The 14,576-nt window shown below is 34.0% G+C and carries 17 protein-coding genes; 12 read left to right on the top strand and 5 right to left on the bottom strand.

The genetic code is table 11. The features are described from left to right. The first annotated feature begins 132 nt into the window (after positions 1 to 132). Both ABD692_RS16095 and ABD692_RS16090 read left to right on the top strand, forming a co-directional pair. Positions 133 to 906: a DUF2625 domain-containing protein gene (locus ABD692_RS16095; RefSeq protein ID WP_344768598.1), complete on the top strand. Its 774-nt coding sequence runs from the start codon at positions 133 to 135 to the stop codon at positions 904 to 906. A gap of 18 nt (positions 907 to 924) precedes the next feature. Further along, positions 925 to 1,389 (top strand): DinB family protein, encoded by a 465-nt coding sequence (locus tag ABD692_RS16090; protein ID WP_344768596.1) that lies wholly within the window; start codon positions 925 to 927, stop codon positions 1,387 to 1,389. Here the strand turns inward: ABD692_RS16090 and ABD692_RS16085 are convergent. Then, positions 1,386 to 1,730 carry an MmcQ/YjbR family DNA-binding protein gene (locus ABD692_RS16085; RefSeq protein ID WP_316757319.1) on the bottom strand — a complete coding sequence of 115 codons (345 nt, stop codon included), beginning with the start codon at positions 1,728 to 1,730 and terminating at the stop codon, positions 1,386 to 1,388. The genes ABD692_RS16090 and ABD692_RS16085 overlap by 4 nt on opposite strands. A gap of 176 nt (positions 1,731 to 1,906) precedes the next feature. Between ABD692_RS16085 and mnmC2 the strand changes: the two genes are divergently transcribed. The 7 genes from mnmC2 (at position 1,907) to ABD692_RS16050 (ending at position 7,165) form a co-directional block, all read left to right on the top strand. Further along, positions 1,907 to 2,572, top strand: a complete 666-nt coding sequence (gene mnmC2 / locus ABD692_RS16080; RefSeq protein ID WP_344768594.1) for a tRNA (5-methylaminomethyl-2-thiouridine)(34)-methyltransferase MnmC2 — start codon at positions 1,907 to 1,909, stop codon at positions 2,570 to 2,572. Positions 2,573 to 2,848: 276 nt separating this feature from the next. Then, positions 2,849 to 3,796, top strand: coding sequence for an aldo/keto reductase (locus ABD692_RS16075; protein WP_344768592.1), 948 nt, complete (start codon positions 2,849 to 2,851; stop codon positions 3,794 to 3,796). Between the two features lie 31 nt (positions 3,797 to 3,827). Further along, complete coding sequence (locus tag ABD692_RS16070) at positions 3,828 to 4,988, top strand: AI-2E family transporter (RefSeq protein WP_316757316.1); 1,161 nt, start codon at positions 3,828 to 3,830, stop codon at positions 4,986 to 4,988. 1 nt (position 4,989) lies between these two features. After that, positions 4,990 to 5,283 (top strand): hypothetical protein, encoded by a 294-nt coding sequence (locus tag ABD692_RS16065; RefSeq protein WP_316757315.1) that lies wholly within the window; start codon positions 4,990 to 4,992, stop codon positions 5,281 to 5,283. Positions 5,284 to 5,375: 92 nt separating this feature from the next. Further along, positions 5,376 to 5,825 carry a DoxX family protein gene (locus ABD692_RS16060; protein ID WP_344768589.1) on the top strand — a complete coding sequence of 150 codons (450 nt, stop codon included), beginning with the start codon at positions 5,376 to 5,378 and terminating at the stop codon, positions 5,823 to 5,825. A 126-nt stretch (positions 5,826 to 5,951) separates the two neighbouring features. Continuing rightward, positions 5,952 to 6,758, top strand: a complete 807-nt coding sequence (gene mazG, locus ABD692_RS16055) for a nucleoside triphosphate pyrophosphohydrolase (protein ID WP_344768587.1) — start codon at positions 5,952 to 5,954, stop codon at positions 6,756 to 6,758. Positions 6,759 to 6,760: 2 nt separating this feature from the next. Beyond that, positions 6,761 to 7,165 carry a hypothetical protein gene (locus ABD692_RS16050; protein ID WP_344768585.1) on the top strand — a complete coding sequence of 135 codons (405 nt, stop codon included), beginning with the start codon at positions 6,761 to 6,763 and terminating at the stop codon, positions 7,163 to 7,165. Here ABD692_RS16050 and ABD692_RS16045 read toward each other — a convergent pair. Next, the gene (locus tag ABD692_RS16045) at positions 7,162 to 7,542 is read right to left on the bottom strand and encodes a YchJ family protein (protein WP_344768583.1); all 381 of its coding nucleotides are present in this window, start codon (positions 7,540 to 7,542) and stop codon (positions 7,162 to 7,164) included. The two genes, ABD692_RS16050 and ABD692_RS16045, sit on opposite strands and share 4 nt — an antisense overlap. A 75-nt stretch (positions 7,543 to 7,617) precedes the next feature. Here ABD692_RS16045 and truA point away from each other — a divergent pair, with 75 nt between their 5' ends. Next, the gene (truA, locus tag ABD692_RS16040; protein ID WP_344768581.1) at positions 7,618 to 8,418 is read left to right on the top strand and encodes a tRNA pseudouridine(38-40) synthase TruA; all 801 of its coding nucleotides are present in this window, start codon (positions 7,618 to 7,620) and stop codon (positions 8,416 to 8,418) included. 218 nt (positions 8,419 to 8,636) lie between these two features. On the opposite strand, the gene ABD692_RS16035 is transcribed toward truA, so the two are convergent. After that, a complete protein-coding gene (locus tag ABD692_RS16035) occupies positions 8,637 to 9,857 on the bottom strand; it encodes an ABC transporter permease (protein WP_344768579.1) in 1,221 nt (406 codons plus the stop codon). Between the two features lie 158 nt (positions 9,858 to 10,015). Between ABD692_RS16035 and ABD692_RS16030 the strand changes: the two genes are divergently transcribed. After that, positions 10,016 to 11,287 carry an exo-beta-N-acetylmuramidase NamZ family protein gene (locus tag ABD692_RS16030; protein ID WP_344768578.1) on the top strand — a complete coding sequence of 424 codons (1,272 nt, stop codon included), beginning with the start codon at positions 10,016 to 10,018 and terminating at the stop codon, positions 11,285 to 11,287. A gap of 105 nt (positions 11,288 to 11,392) precedes the next feature. After that, positions 11,393 to 11,599: a hypothetical protein gene (locus ABD692_RS16025; RefSeq protein ID WP_316757299.1), complete on the top strand. Its 207-nt coding sequence runs from the start codon at positions 11,393 to 11,395 to the stop codon at positions 11,597 to 11,599. 37 nt (positions 11,600 to 11,636) lie between these two features. On the opposite strand, the gene ABD692_RS16020 is transcribed toward ABD692_RS16025, so the two are convergent. Further along, on the bottom strand, positions 11,637 to 13,484 hold the full coding sequence (locus ABD692_RS16020; RefSeq protein ID WP_344768575.1) for a PAS domain-containing sensor histidine kinase: 1,848 nt from the start codon (positions 13,482 to 13,484) through the stop codon (positions 11,637 to 11,639). 25 nt (positions 13,485 to 13,509) lie between these two features. Further along, positions 13,510 to 14,556 carry a DNA topoisomerase IB gene (locus ABD692_RS16015; RefSeq protein ID WP_316757295.1) on the bottom strand — a complete coding sequence of 349 codons (1,047 nt, stop codon included), beginning with the start codon at positions 14,554 to 14,556 and terminating at the stop codon, positions 13,510 to 13,512. Positions 14,557 to 14,576 lie beyond the last annotated feature (20 nt).

The following is a 14,576-nucleotide window of genomic DNA, read 5'->3' as shown; positions in this document are numbered from 1 at the left end:
AAACCTATAATTCGAACGCTTCCGATAAATTCGGGAGCGTTTTTTTTAGCACCACATGCTATTAAAATTAAATATTGTTCAATCCTATTTATGGATTATCGTTATATCTTTGAAAACAACAAAAGCATTAGCATGAAAAGCACATCCATAGCAATCATTATTAGTTTATCCTTATTTTCAATAACCACCTTTGCGCAAAATAAATTAATAAGTGTTGATAAATTAATAAACAATACTGACCCAGCTTGGCCGCTTGTGCAAAAATGGATTGATGCAGCAAAAAACAAGGTGGAGGTTTTACCCGTTGATTCGGCAAAGGCTAAAGAGGTTTTGTATAATTCGCAAATGACAACCTATGCAACTCTTGGTTCGGTAATTTATAATACTGGTGGAATTATGGTTGATAACGGCTGGATAAGAATCTTAGGTTCTGGTAGCGAGCGCTTAAATAGAAACATTGCAGAATGGAATAAAGACAAAACTATTAAAGAATATGGCGATAATGTTCCTTATCTTTTAATTGCTGATGATGCTGTGGGTGGTTTCTTTGCGATTAATTATGGTGGCTTAGGGAAAGATATTAAAAATGTTTATTACTTAGAACCGAATTCTTTAACCTGGCAACCGCTCGGAGCTGGTTACGGAGAGTTTTTAATATTTTGTTTCGATAGCGATTTATCTAAATTTTATAAAGGTTTACGTTGGAATAGCTGGAACCAATTTATTTCGAATTTAGATGGCAGTAAAACTTACAGCTTCCGCCCGTACTTGTGGGAAGAAGGAACAGATATCGAAAAATGTACAAGAAAACTTGTTCCAACGGAGGATATGTATAGATTTAATATTATGAAATCGAAGGAATTGAACGTGGATAAAGGAATTAAGAAAGATGATTCTAAACAATAAACTATAATACTATACTGAATGCAAAGCTTTGAATGTGCTATAAATCAAATTTTAAACACTAGAAAATTCATTTTAGATTTAGTAAAAGATTTAACTATTGGGCAGCTAAATAAAATCCCTAATGGATTTAACAACAATATCATCTGGAATATTGCACATTTAACTGCAGCACAACAAAACCTATGTTATGTTAGATCGGGGTTGACGGTAAATGTAGCTGATGAATACGTTCTCCCTTTTTTAAGCGGAACGAAACCTGAAAAATACTTTGACGAACTGGAAATTGAAAGTATATACAACAATTTATTAGACAGTTTAGAGCAGTTTAAAACGGACTATATTAATGGTTTATTTTTAGAATTCGAACCGTGGGATAAACGTTATGGAATGAAATTAAAAACCATTGAAGATGCTATAAATTTTATTCCTTTTCATGAAGGTATGCATATCGGTTACATTATGGCACTCAAAAAACTGGTTTAATTATCACTGTATTTCGCTTGAATTTTTTTAGGCAACTTTGCTAAAACCAGCGCTCTAGAGTCAGCAACTCTGGATTTTAATTCTTTATCATTTAAAACATCTAAATTCTCAACCTGAATCCACTGGCGTTTTGCTAAATGATAAGCTTGTGCTATCCCGTCTCTTGCTGTTAAAGCATCAAAATCATCTGGATTACATTTGATCGAAAACCTTGTCCCCTCTTCAATAGCGATTATAATGTAGATTTTTTCTTCAATCATAAAGCACAAATGTTCCCACTTTATACCTTCGGTTGTGCCTGGCAGGCTTAAACAATATTCTCTGAAAGATTCTATATCCATTTTAGGGTTTAGGGTTTAGGGTTTAGGGTTTAGGGTTTAGGGTTTAGGGTTTAGGGTAAACAATCCCGAATTTCACTATGTTTGCACCAATTATAATTCTAAAACGAAAGTAATAATTCTTCACAAGAATTTTGAAGTCTTATCATCTTATAAATCCTGGACAAACTCCTTTGCAAATGAATATTATAACTCCAACCGCCGATGGCTCCAATACGCTTTATAACGAAACCATTGGTGAGCATTATCATAGTAAACATGGTGCTTTACAAGAAAGCAAACACGTATTTATTGATGCTGGATTGAAGTTTGCATCATCAGAACAATCAGAAATTTCAATTTTAGAGGTGGGTTTTGGCACAGGGTTAAATTTCATTTTGAGTTTTGAATACTGTTCGGAAAACCATATAAACTTGGATTATACAAGTATTGAGGCTTTTCCATTAACAACCGAAGTAATTGAACAAACAGGTTATGCAGCATATGTAACTGAAGAAATTTGGAGTGATTTTATTTCAAATTACGATAATGCTTTAAAAACCCAGCAAACCTTATCTCCGCTTTGTAAACTCGAAATTCCTTATACTACGCTTGCCGAGTTCGAAACAGATAAAAAGTTCGATGTAATTTATTACGATGCTTTTTCAGTTCAGCACCAACCCGAAATGTGGAGTGATGAAATCATATCTCACGCATGTAGCTTTTTAAAACCTGGTGGAACTTTTGTTACCTATGCCATTACAGGAAAACTAAAAAGAGCAGTTAAGGCTAATGGTTTTACGATTGAAAAATTGCCTGGAGCACCTGGAAAAAGGGAAATGTTAAGAGCTACTAAAGGGGGGTAAATGGAGTATATGATGAATAATGGGCGTTTCGCATAAAAAACATTAATAGTAGCTGAAGCAGGATTTTATAAACCTGGTTGAAGCGATACCCTTTAACCTGTGCTCTTCAGCTTGCGGAAAGGTAGTTAAAGGTAAAGCGTAAAACAGGACGGACATTAACAATTGCATTAAACTGTTTTTCAAATAGTTTTTAGATTTATAAATCTGACACAATTTCGACTTCTAAACGAAACCGCATCATAATATTTTTGTTAAGCTAATATTAAAATGCATATCATGGAAAAAAGAATATTAGGTAAAACAGATTTAAATATTGCACCCATTGTATTTGGAGGGAACGTTTTTGGCTGGACAATTGACGAGCAAAAATCATTTGAAATTTTAGACCATTTTATTGAAACTGGCTTTAATTTTATTGATACCGCTGATGTTTATTCTCGTTGGGTACCTGGCAATAAGGGTGGCGAATCGGAAACTATTATTGGCAATTGGCTTAAAAAACACAACAAACGGCATGATGTAATTCTCGCAACAAAGGTTGGATCTGATATGGGTCAGGGTAAATCGTTAAAAAAAGATTACATAATAAACGAGGTCGAGCATTCTTTATCTCGGTTACAAACAGATTATATCGATTTGTATTTTTCGCATTTTGACGATGAAACAACACCTGTTGAAGAAACTTTAAGTGCTTATGAAACCTTAATTAGGGCAGGAAAAGTACGCTGGGTTGGCGCTTCAAATTTTTCGGCTGATCGGTTAAAAGAATCTTTACTTTCTTCTGCTGCTAACGATCTACCAAAATATCAGGTTTATCAACCAGGCTACAACCTATTTGATAGAGAAGATTTTGAAAGGGACCACGAAAAAATTTGTTTAGAACATGATTTGGGGGTTGTAACCTATTACTCGTTAGCGAGTGGTTTTTTAACAGGAAAATATCGCAGTGAGGATGATTTAAATAAAAGTCAGCGTGGTGGTGGGGTTAAAAAATACCTTAACGAACGTGGTTTTAAAATTTTAAAAGCTTTGGATGAAGTTGCAGATAAACACCATGTAGAACAGGCTTCTGTTGCATTAGCCTGGTTAATTTATCACCCATCAATAACAGCTCCAATTGCCAGCGTTACCGATTTAAGTCAGTTAAAATCGTTTACCGAGGCGGCAAACCTTAAATTAACACCTGAAGATATTTCACTTTTAGATAAAGCAAGTATCTATTAAAAATAATCTATTATCTTTAAATGCCCGATTAATGAAACAATTGATCGGGCATTTTGTATTTAACTGGATTTTAATCTACATCATGAAAGACAAATTATCTTTTCTGCCAAAACTTGCCCTTGTACTTTTCTGTTTAATCAGTTTAACATACATAGCCATTTTAGGTCAATCATTATTGGCTCCGCTCCTTTTCTCTTTTTTGATGGGCATTTTATTACTTCCAGTTGCTAACTTCTTAGAACGGAGGTTTAAGTTTAAAAGAAGTTTATCAACAATTGTATCTGTTATTTTAATGATAGCTGGAATTGGCGGAATTATTTACTTTTTTGGAAACCAGTTGAGTGATTTATGGAAAGACTGGCCTTTGTTAAAAGAAAAAGCAGATGTTTCTTTTCATGAATTGCAGCATTGGATTTCAAAAACATTTCATGTAAATACCGAAAAACAACTCGCTTATTTAAACGACAGTACTGAAAAAGCTTTGGCAACCAGCGCAACAATTGTGGCTACAACACTGGCCACACTGTCTTCTACGTTATTGTTTTTAGGTTTCACATTGTTATTTACCTTTTTCATTCTAAATTATCGCAGAATTTTATTCACCTTTTTAACTTCTGTTTTTAAGGAAGAGCACAAAGAAAAAGTATCCGAAATCGTATCTCAAATTCAGTACATTATTAAAAAATACATTATCGGTTTATTTCTGCAAATGTTAATTGTAACGGTATTAATGATTACAGTTTTGAGTTTATTGGGCGTAAAATATGCAGTTTTACTAGGCTTGGTAGCAGGAATATTTAATGTGGTGCCTTATTTAGGTATTTTCTTTGCTTTGCTAATTAGTTGTTTAATAACTTTTGCTACCGCTGGAGCAGGCAAGGTTTTACTGGTTCTAATCGCCTTTGTAGGCGTACATGCCATCGACGGAAATATTTTAATGCCACTGGTAGTTGGCTCGAAAGTTAAAATTAATGCGTTAATTGCCTTTATTGGAATTGTAGTTGGAGAAATGATTTGGGGTATTTCGGGTATGTTTTTATGTATTCCCTACTTAGCTATGGTAAAAATTATTTTTGACAGGGTTGATACCTTGAAGCCATGGGGAATTTTAATGGGCGAAGAACATAAACCTGAAAAGAAAAAACGTGTTTACCAAATTACAAAAAAGATTAAATTAGAAGAAAAGGATTAATATGGCAGACCGTTCGCCACATATTTTAAGCACATCGGCCAATTTATTGGGCATATGCTTTATTGTGCTTACCTCGTTAAAAAAACTAAATCTTTCTGATAGTTCATTAATTGATGAATTTGCTGTTGCTGCTGTAATGTTTTTTATGACTAGCTGTATTCTTTCATTTATTTCGATGCGAAAGGGCGAGTCTATTAGTCAGCGTTTAGAAAAAACTGCCGATTTTATTTTTCTATCTGGATTAGTAATTCTTTTTATTGCAACCATTTTAATTGCTTTTAATTTGATATCGTAATTTTTTTAAAGGTGAACAATGAAGTTTCTTTCAATTATTGATTGAAATTTTTAGCATATAGCTATTTGCCTGCGGTAAACAAAACATCAGTTATGAAACCTTTATTTGTCTTACTAATTGTTTACGTGGCCTTACTTGCTTTTGGCGGGCACACTAATTTCGATAAAGGAAATATTTTTGCAGGCAACATTGCCATGGGCGTAATGTTACTGTTTACTGCAATTGGCCACTTCAAATTCAAAACCAGTATGGCGGCAATGATTCCACTTTTTATTCCAAAAAAAGTAGAAATTGTAATCTTCACAGGTGTTTTAGAAATACTTTTTGCAATCGGCTTAAGCATAGAAAGCTTTCGTTATTATACTGGAATCGCATTAATATTTTTTTTAATTATAATTTTACCTGCAAATATAAATGCGGCCAAACATCAAATCAATTATGAAGATTTATTTAAACCAGGCCCAGGAATTAAATATTTATGGTTTCGAATTCCGTTTCAAATTTTCCTAATTGTATGGGTTTGGTATTTTAGCATTCGGTAGGTTACATCAACTAAAGAAACCAAAGATTTGGATCTGATCTGTAGAAATTACCATTAAAATCTCAAATCATTAAAACCTCTTCTTAGTGTTCTTTGTATCTTTGTAATGAAAAAAAACACTAAAACCATGCCCAAAAATCCAATTCCTGCGTCTGCCAATAACCCTGCTGATGCTTTTAACAGGCTTTTAACCGTGCTCGATACACTTCGTACGCAATGCCCATGGGATAAAAAACAGACTATGGAAACCTTACGTCATTTAACAATTGAGGAAACTTACGAATTAAGCGATGCTATTTTAGAAGGCGATTTGGATGAAATAAAAAAGGAACTTGGCGACGTGATGATGCATTTGGTTTTTTACTCCCGCATTGCATCAGAAACTAATGATTTTAACATTATTGATGTTTTAAATGGTGTTTGCGATAAACTGATTAACCGTCATCCACATATTTATGGTGATGTTGAAGTCCAAAACGAAGAAGATGTTAAACGCAATTGGGAGCAAATTAAACTAAAAGAAGGTAATAAATCGGTTTTAGCTGGTGTTCCTTCTTCCCTGCCAGCTTTAGTTAAAGCCGCCCGAATTCAGGAAAAAGCTCGAGGCGTTGGTTTCGATTGGGAAAACAAAAACCAGGTTTGGGAAAAAGTAGAAGAAGAATTGCAAGAATTTAAAGCAGAATTTAATGTTGTTGACCATACTGCCATTGATATAGAAAAAGCTGAATCTGAATTTGGCGATGTACTTTTTTCTCTAATTAATTACGCTCGTTTTATTAATATTAACCCTGAAAATGCGTTAGAGAAAACAAATAAAAAATTTATCAAACGTTTTAAATATTTGGAAACAAAGGCAAAAGATAATGGTAAGGCTTTGGCCGATATGACACTTGCCGAAATGGATATCTACTGGAATGAAGCAAAGAAATTATAAAAATGAATTCAGACATTAACCACAATCAAATCCCAAAAAACTTAATTAATATCATCACTTTTAATGTAAGGGCAACCCGAACCATTGGCGATGATGGAGTTATTCCATGGATAAATATTGGACGTGGAAACGAAGAAATTCTTAATTTAGTTGATGCCGACGAAATTGTTTTACCAGAAACAGAAGTAACCATTTCGTTAGATTATCCTTTAGAAAATCCAGTTTCTTTTATTTTAAACTCAGAATTTGGTTTTTCGAGAAAACAACTTTTAATTGAGATAAGAGAAAAATTTTTTGAAAAAAGTACAACTGAAAATTTTGATGTTGGCACTTTGGATTTAGTTTCTTTAGATGTTTATAAAACCAATACTGGCAAAATAGAGCTTACTTTAGAGCTGGATATTTAATAGAATACCCCGTTTACATAGTACCATTTACCATGTTCTAATTTGAAATTAGACTTTTCGTGCAATATCTCTGTCTGGAATTTGCTGTTCAAATAAAAAGCCTTAAACTCTACAATATCGAAACCTGAAGAAATTATTTCGAGCTTTAGCCATTTGGTATTTTTAGCGCTTTTTAAATAAGCATCTTTAGAATTTCTTTTTCTTTTGCTTGGGTGGGTAGTTTCGAATAAATAATCGCCATTTAAAACTACAAAAGCTGCATATCTAGAACGCATTAAAGTTTCGGCTGTTGGTGCAGCTTTATTATTTAAGTGATAAGGCTGGCAACAATTTTGGTAGGTTAAGCCAGTTCCGCAAGGGCAATTTGTTAGTTCCATATCTACTATTGAAAATACAAAAATAGGATTTAATCAACTTTGGAGTTAAAATTTCCGTAAAATTGCAGCTAAATAATGAGGTACTTCTTTCACATTGCATATCAGGGTCAATATTTTAGTGGCTGGCAAAAACAACCAGGCGTAAAAAGCGTGCAGGAAGTTATTGAGCAAACACTTTCTAAAATTTTCAAGAAAACCATTCCTATTATTGGCTGTGGACGAACCGATGCTCATGTACACGCTAGTCAGTTTTTCTTTCATGCAGATTTTGAGAAAGAAATTGAATTCGACTTGCTGTTCATTTTAAACAAAGCTTTGCCATACAATATTGCTGCTTTCGATATCATTAAAATGGAAGGGAAACCTCATGCACGTTTTGATGCTGTTCAGCGTAAATACGATTACTTTTTACACACTTATAAAGATCCGTTTTTAAGCACGCAAAGTTCGCTCTATCAAGAATCGAATCTCGATTTGCATAAAATGAAATCAGCGGTTAATCTTCTAACTAAATATAAAGATTACAAGGCTTTTTGTACCCACCCGAATAAGTACGACCATACAAAATGTAATGTAATGGAGGCTGATTTATTTGTGAATAATAAAGGAGATAGAATTCGTTTTAATATTGCCAGCAATCGTTTTTTGGGTAAAATGATTCGAATAATTATGGGCCAACTTTTAAAAATCGGCAAAGGCGAATTGAGTATTGATGAGTTTGAAAGTCATTTTATCGCTTTAGAAATAGGAAACATTATTGCTCCAGCTCACCCAACTGGTTTATACCTTTCGAAAGTTTCTTATCCATATCTAAATCTTGAGCCCAGAACAGATTTAGTTTCGATGATTGAAGGAACAAATTGGATTTCGGTTTAAGTACTGTATTTGGTTAAATAAACCTGATTGCAATGGCAGCCCGCGATTTTTTCTATCGGGGCTACAATGAAAAGCAGGGCTTTCGGAACTGAAGATTACAGGAAATTACTTTCCAAAAAAAATATCTTGCTAATTATATAAATTCTCGAAGATTTTAATTTTTTTTTGAAGAAACATTAGCGCAAATCACTTAAAAATCTGTGGGGAAAACGGAAGTATTACTTAAATCTAATTGCTTTTAACGGCGAAACCTTACTGATTAGCAGCGATGGCACAATTAGCACGGTTAAACAAACAACAACTGTAACTATGTTTAAAGCTAGGACATCGATAAAATGAAATTCGATTGGCACATAGGCCAAAAAATATGAGGTTTGATTGAGTTTAAAAATATGCGTGGATTGCTGGAAAAAGCCTAATCCCAAACCTAAAATATTGCCCAGTAATAAACCTATACCAATTAAATAAGCAGCGTTGTATAAGAAAATTTTCATAATGCTCCAGTTGCTTGCACCAAAAGATTTCAGCATGCCAATCATATTGGTTCGTTCCAAAATCATAATTAAAAGCGCTGTAATCATGTTAATTACCCCAACAATAAGCATTAATATTAAAAGCACACGGGTGTTAACATCGAGCAAACCTAGCCAGGTAAATATATTTGGAAGGTTTTCTCTGATGGAATAAGAACGAAGGTTTTGAGGCAGCTTTTCGAAAATACCATCGGCAACTGGTTTTAATTTATTAAAATCTTTAATCCTAATTTCTACACCGCCAATTTCGCCCGATTGCCAGTTGTTTAGGCGTTTAACAATGTTCAAATTACCAAGAACAAAGCCTTTATCGATATCTTCTACTCCTATATCGTAAACACCAACAATTTTAAATTTTCGAGGGCGTAATTGATTTTGAACAAAGTACATGATAAAATCATCTCCAGTTTTGAGTTTTAAGCGTTTGGCTGTGTAGTTAGAAATCAGCAACTCTTGCATAGCGGCCGTACTGTCAGAAAAATCGATTATAGTACCGCTAATGATGTGTTTTTTAATATAATCCCAATTATAGCTTTTGTCTACACCTTTAAAATTAATCCCTTCGATTTCGTTATTTGCCGAAAGAATTGCGGGTTTTGTGGCAAATGGATAGAAATACTCGATATCAGGATTATTTTTTAATTGTTTTTGAGTTTCTAAGTCAAGTATAAAAGGCGAATGCTCGAAAGAATTATTTAAGTCGTATCGGGTTATTTGCACATCGCCCAAATAGCCACGCACTTTATCCTGAATTTCGGTTTTAAAACCTTTAATGATTGCAATAGAAAGAATCATAACGGCTAAGCTCAACATTACACCAGCAATCGCTATGCGTACAATGAGCTTTGAGAAAGTTCGTTCTGATTTTATGGCTATACGCCCAGCTATGAAATATTCGAAATTCAATTTGATAAATTTGTATCAGCAAAAATGCTTAAATCCTTTTTAAAAATGGCATTTTTGAAAATAAATACCAATCGTAAAATCCATACTCAGTTTAGTATAATTAAAAAATTGCTAAATTGTTTTATTTTGAAATAAGAATAGCAAAAAACCAGTAAAAAATGAAAACATCCATCAGCTTTGCTTTAACTAGTTTAATCGCTCTTTCGGCTTGTGGCCAAGGACCAAAATCTTTAGAGCAACAGGTTCGAGGAAAAGATCCTGTGAACAGCAAAACATTAATAACCGAGCATAAAGTGCTTGCAACCTCTATTAAAACAGGCGCAGAGCAAACTGAAAAATACTTGCCTCTTTTAAAAGGGAAACGCGTTGGTATGGTTGTTAACCCAACCTCAATTATTGGCAAGCAAACTTCTGTAGATAGCTTACTTACACTTGGTGTTAAAATTCAGAAAATTTTTGGACCTGAACACGGATTTAGAGGTGATGCAAGTGCAGGTATAAAAGTAGATGATGCTGTTGATGCAAAAACTGGCATAAAAGCAGTATCGCTTTACGGAAAACACAGCACACCAACAACAGAAGATTTAGCAGATGTAGATATTATGGTTTTTGATATTCAGGATGTTGGCGTTCGTTTTTATACTTATATTAATACATTGCAACATGTTATGGAAGCTTGTGCCACAAATAACAAAGAGCTTTTAATATTAGATCGCCCAAACCCAAATGGTTATTTAATTGATGGACCGATTTTAGATCCGAAATTTAAATCAGGCATCGGCATTCAACCAATTCCTATGTCTCATGGTTTAACCATTGGAGAATATGCGCAAATGCTTAACGGCGAAGGTTGGCTGAAAGATAAAGTGAAATGTAAGATTACGATTATTAAAAATGCTAATTACAATCACGATATGGAATATACTTTACCTGTTAAACCATCGCCTAATTTGAATACGCAACAATCTATTTTACTATATCCATCAACTTGTTTATTCGAAGGAATTTATCTTAACCATGGTCGTGGAACACAATTTCCCTTTACTATAATTGGTGCACCTTACTTAAAAGGCATTTACAAATTTTCTTATACACCAACTGGGATAAAGGGAATGGCAGAAACACCAATTTTTAAGGACCAGGAATGTTATGGCATAGATTTAAGAAAATACGACACTTCTATCCTGAGAAAAGAGAAGAAAATTAATATTGATTGGGTAATTCAATTATATAAAGCTTCGCCTAAAAAAGAAGATTTCTTTAACTCTAAATTGAGTAATCAAACCATGCCTATTGAGAGATTGGTTGGCGTTGCAGATTTTAGACAGCAGATTATCGATGGTAAAAGTGAAAAAGAAATTAGAGCTAGCTGGGAACCTGGTTTAAGTGCTTATAAAACTATGCGTAAAAAGTATTTACTATATAATTAATGATAGATTGGATAATTGAATGATCGAATAAAACAATAATTGAACAATAAATGTTATTAAAGTTCAAATCGATCATTCAAAATTCACACATCAATCGTTAATATTATGAGCGGACCAAAAGTAAAAAGTGATAAACCAGGTAGTAATTATCAGGAAGAAGTGCCAAAAGGTCGGATGCCAGTTGATCATAAAACGGTTAGAAAACCTAACGATAGTATTCCAAATAAGCCTGAGAAGACTAAAAATCCTGCAAAGCAAAGAGAGAATGAGGAACAGCCTGTTCACTCGATTAAAAAGGCTCCAAAAGAATAAATTTAATATTGAATGTACTACGTTAATGTCAGTACATTCATTCTTTTAAGGCAAAATAAAAAGTAGAACCCTTACCCTCATCGCTATCTAACCAGATTCTGCCACCTTCATTTTTTATAATTTCAGAAGAAATGTAAAGTCCTAATCCTAAACCAGGATAAGTGTGCTGAAGATTGCCGCCAACTCTGTAAAACTGATCAAATATTAAGTGTTGCAAATCTTTAGATATTCCTATACCATAATCCTGTACACTTAATATTATCTCATTATTTTGTCTATAGCTTTTAACATCAATATGTTGAGAGTCTATCGAATATTTAATGGCATTTGACAGAAAGTTAGTTATCACTTGCCCTATTCTTTCTTTATCTGCATTAACAGTGAAATCTTTTTCAAATTCGAATCTGATTTGATGCTGCGTAGTAGTATGCTGCATTTCTTCGATAATTTCCTTGGCAAGCAAATTAAAATCAAACTTAACGGGATTATAGGTCATTTTGCCAGATTGTATTTTGGTTACATCTAGTAAATCGCCGATTAGTCCTGTTAAACGGTTCAGCTGTAAATCCATTTTACGCACCATGTTAGCCTTTTTATCATCGCCTTCGCTACGAATCATTCGCTCCAAAACTTGTGCATAAGCTTTAATACTGGTAACAGGTGTTTTTAGTTCATGACTTGCAATGCCTAAAAATTCATCCTTTTGTTGTTGCAGCTGAACCTGCCTGGTTACATCAATAGCGGAGTGTAAAATGGCATAAACTTTTCCATTCGAATCCTTTAATGGCTTATAGGTAAAATTGAACCAGGATTTCTGTAAAATGCCATCTACAATTAATTCAGCCTCTTGCTGATCAGCGTGATAGGCGATTCCAGTGCGATAAACCTCTTGCAGAAGTGCTATAAAAGGCTGTCCAACAAGTTCAGGAATTCCCTCGGCCATAGCTTTGCCAATAACACTTTCGTCCTTTCCCCAAAGCTTAAGCATTTCATGGTTAGCTACTTTTATAATAATATCTTCAGTTTCGTATAAAGCGGTTGGCATCGGATTATCTAAAACCAAATTTCGAAAGCGTTCTTCACTTTCCATAAAAGCATTTTTAGATTCTACCTGAGCGGTTATCTCATTAGCAACGATCATGATTCCATTAACATTTCCGTCTTTATCTCGAATAGGATCGTAAACAAAATTGAAATAAAAATCGGTTAAATTGCCTTTATGCTCGAGCTTTGCCAAGGTTTCATAACCATAGTGGGCCTTACCGCTATCGTAAACATCAAGCAATAACTTTGGAAAAGGTTGATCTACAATTTCTGGCAAAGCTTCTACAACCTTTAAACCTAATACTTTGTCTGTTTTACGCCAAATTTTTAAGAGCTCATCATTTGCATCTTCTATAATTAAATCTCTTCCTCTTAAAATACCAATAGCAACAGGCGCATCGTAAATCATCTGTCTAAAAAGCGTTTCACTTTCCTTACTTTTGAATTTTGCATTTACGAGTTCCGTTACATCAGTCGCATTATTTAAAACGGCCCAAACCTTTCCATTTTCATCTTTTAAAGGCTTGTAAACAAAATCGAAATAAAAGGTTTGTAAAATACCATCGTTTACCAACCGCACCTTATCTTCTTTGGCTTCATACGGTATTCCTGTTTTATAAACATCCTTTAAAATTTGGATAAATGGTTGTCCATTCAATTCTGGAAGTGCTTTTTCGAGCTCCATTCCTTTAACCGATTCATTTTTGCCCCAGGCTTTTAAAATAGCTTTATTCGCAACGCTGATAATCATTTGTTCGCCCACGTATAAGGCAATAGGCATTTCCGATTCTTCAATCAGAATATTAAATAAATCAGCTTTGTCTTGTAAGTTTATTTGCATATAGAAAAACAAATATAATCGGTTTTTACTTGCTTCCAGTTGATTTTAGAAACGATAATAAAATTTTTTCATCGTGATCTAAGTCTAACTTTCCGCCTGCTTTATTTTTGTTTATTTTCTTTATATACTTTTCTAAATCATTGTTTTCATAGGCGGTAATTAACAGGGGATAAACGTATGAGCTTTTACAAACTGCACGTGTGTTACCCAGCTTTTTGGCTACACAATCTAACACCGACACAATAGTTTTTTTTGTATTGAGTTCGATATTTCCATCGGCACTACACTTAGAAAACTGACGCAAGGCTTCTAATGTTCCGCCCCAGGTTCTAAAATCTTTAGCCGTAAAATCATTACCAGTTATTTCTCTTATGTAGTCGTTTATTTTTCCCGAATCTATACCTCTATGTTCTTTACCGTTTGAATAAAATTGAAATAATTCCTGACCTGGAATATCGCGGCATTTCTTAACTAGCTTTGCTAACGACCTGTCTGTTAGCTCTACGCTTTGCTTTACACCTTTTTTACCTACAAAATCCAGATGGATTTTACTTCCATTAATCTTCACGTGTTTATCTCTAAGTGTAGTTAAACCAAAAGAACCGTATAAATGCTTGTAATTTTCGTTTCCAATCCTGATTAATGTTTTTTGAAGTACATCAACAGAGATAGCCAGCACCTTCCGCTCATCGAGTTCTTTGCGTTTTAAATCTTTAACAATTCTTTTTCTGGCTTCTGGCAATGTTTTCCCGAAAGCATACAGTCTGAAGTATTTATCTTCTGATCGACGATTTGTCCACTTCGTATGATATTTATATTGCTTTCTGCCAGCGGCATCCAAGCCTGTAACTTGCAGGTAAGCATTAGGTTTATTCGCAATCCAAACATTTTGCCAGGCAGGCGGAATAACAAGTGCTTTGATCCTATTGAGGTGTTTTTCTTCGGTAATTTTTTGACCGTTTTTATCTTCGTAATGAAACTTACCAGGCTTGCCTTTTCTATAAATACCAGGCATGGAATCTGTTACAAAAACCAACCCACTCGCTTTAACAACATCTTCGCCTTGTACCATTTTTATTTATAATGATGATT

Source organism: Pedobacter ginsengiterrae (assembly GCF_039537385.1).
Taxonomy (GTDB): Bacteria; Bacteroidota; Bacteroidia; order Sphingobacteriales; family Sphingobacteriaceae; genus Pedobacter; species Pedobacter ginsengiterrae.
The sequence above is the reverse complement of the archived record's forward strand: the minus strand, read 5'-3'. Positions and strand labels throughout refer to the sequence as shown.

Bases quoted from the DNA above. Each gene is read 5' to 3' on its own strand.
- ABD692_RS16095 (WP_344768598.1), top strand. From the start codon at position 133: ATGAAAAGCACATCCATAGCAATCATTATTAGTTTATCCTTATTTTCA.
- ABD692_RS16090 (WP_344768596.1), top strand. From the start codon at position 925: ATGCAAAGCTTTGAATGTGCTATAAATCAAATTTTAAACACTAGAAAA.
- ABD692_RS16085 (WP_316757319.1), bottom strand. From the start codon at position 1,730: ATGGATATAGAATCTTTCAGAGAATATTGTTTAAGCCTGCCAGGCACA.
- mnmC2 (WP_344768594.1), top strand. From the start codon at position 1,907: ATGAATATTATAACTCCAACCGCCGATGGCTCCAATACGCTTTATAAC.
- ABD692_RS16075 (WP_344768592.1), top strand. From the start codon at position 2,849: ATGGAAAAAAGAATATTAGGTAAAACAGATTTAAATATTGCACCCATT.
- ABD692_RS16070 (WP_316757316.1), top strand. From the start codon at position 3,828: ATGAAACAATTGATCGGGCATTTTGTATTTAACTGGATTTTAATCTAC.
- ABD692_RS16065 (WP_316757315.1), top strand. From the start codon at position 4,990: ATGGCAGACCGTTCGCCACATATTTTAAGCACATCGGCCAATTTATTG.
- ABD692_RS16060 (WP_344768589.1), top strand. From the start codon at position 5,376: ATGAAACCTTTATTTGTCTTACTAATTGTTTACGTGGCCTTACTTGCT.
- mazG (WP_344768587.1), top strand. From the start codon at position 5,952: ATGCCCAAAAATCCAATTCCTGCGTCTGCCAATAACCCTGCTGATGCT.
- ABD692_RS16050 (WP_344768585.1), top strand. From the start codon at position 6,761: ATGAATTCAGACATTAACCACAATCAAATCCCAAAAAACTTAATTAAT.
- ABD692_RS16045 (WP_344768583.1), bottom strand. From the start codon at position 7,542: ATGGAACTAACAAATTGCCCTTGCGGAACTGGCTTAACCTACCAAAAT.
- truA (WP_344768581.1), top strand. From the start codon at position 7,618: ATGAGGTACTTCTTTCACATTGCATATCAGGGTCAATATTTTAGTGGC.
- ABD692_RS16030 (WP_344768578.1), top strand. From the start codon at position 10,016: ATGAAAACATCCATCAGCTTTGCTTTAACTAGTTTAATCGCTCTTTCG.
- ABD692_RS16025 (WP_316757299.1), top strand. From the start codon at position 11,393: ATGAGCGGACCAAAAGTAAAAAGTGATAAACCAGGTAGTAATTATCAG.
- ABD692_RS16020 (WP_344768575.1), bottom strand. From the start codon at position 13,484: ATGCAAATAAACTTACAAGACAAAGCTGATTTATTTAATATTCTGATT.
- ABD692_RS16015 (WP_316757295.1), bottom strand. From the start codon at position 14,556: ATGGTACAAGGCGAAGATGTTGTTAAAGCGAGTGGGTTGGTTTTTGTA.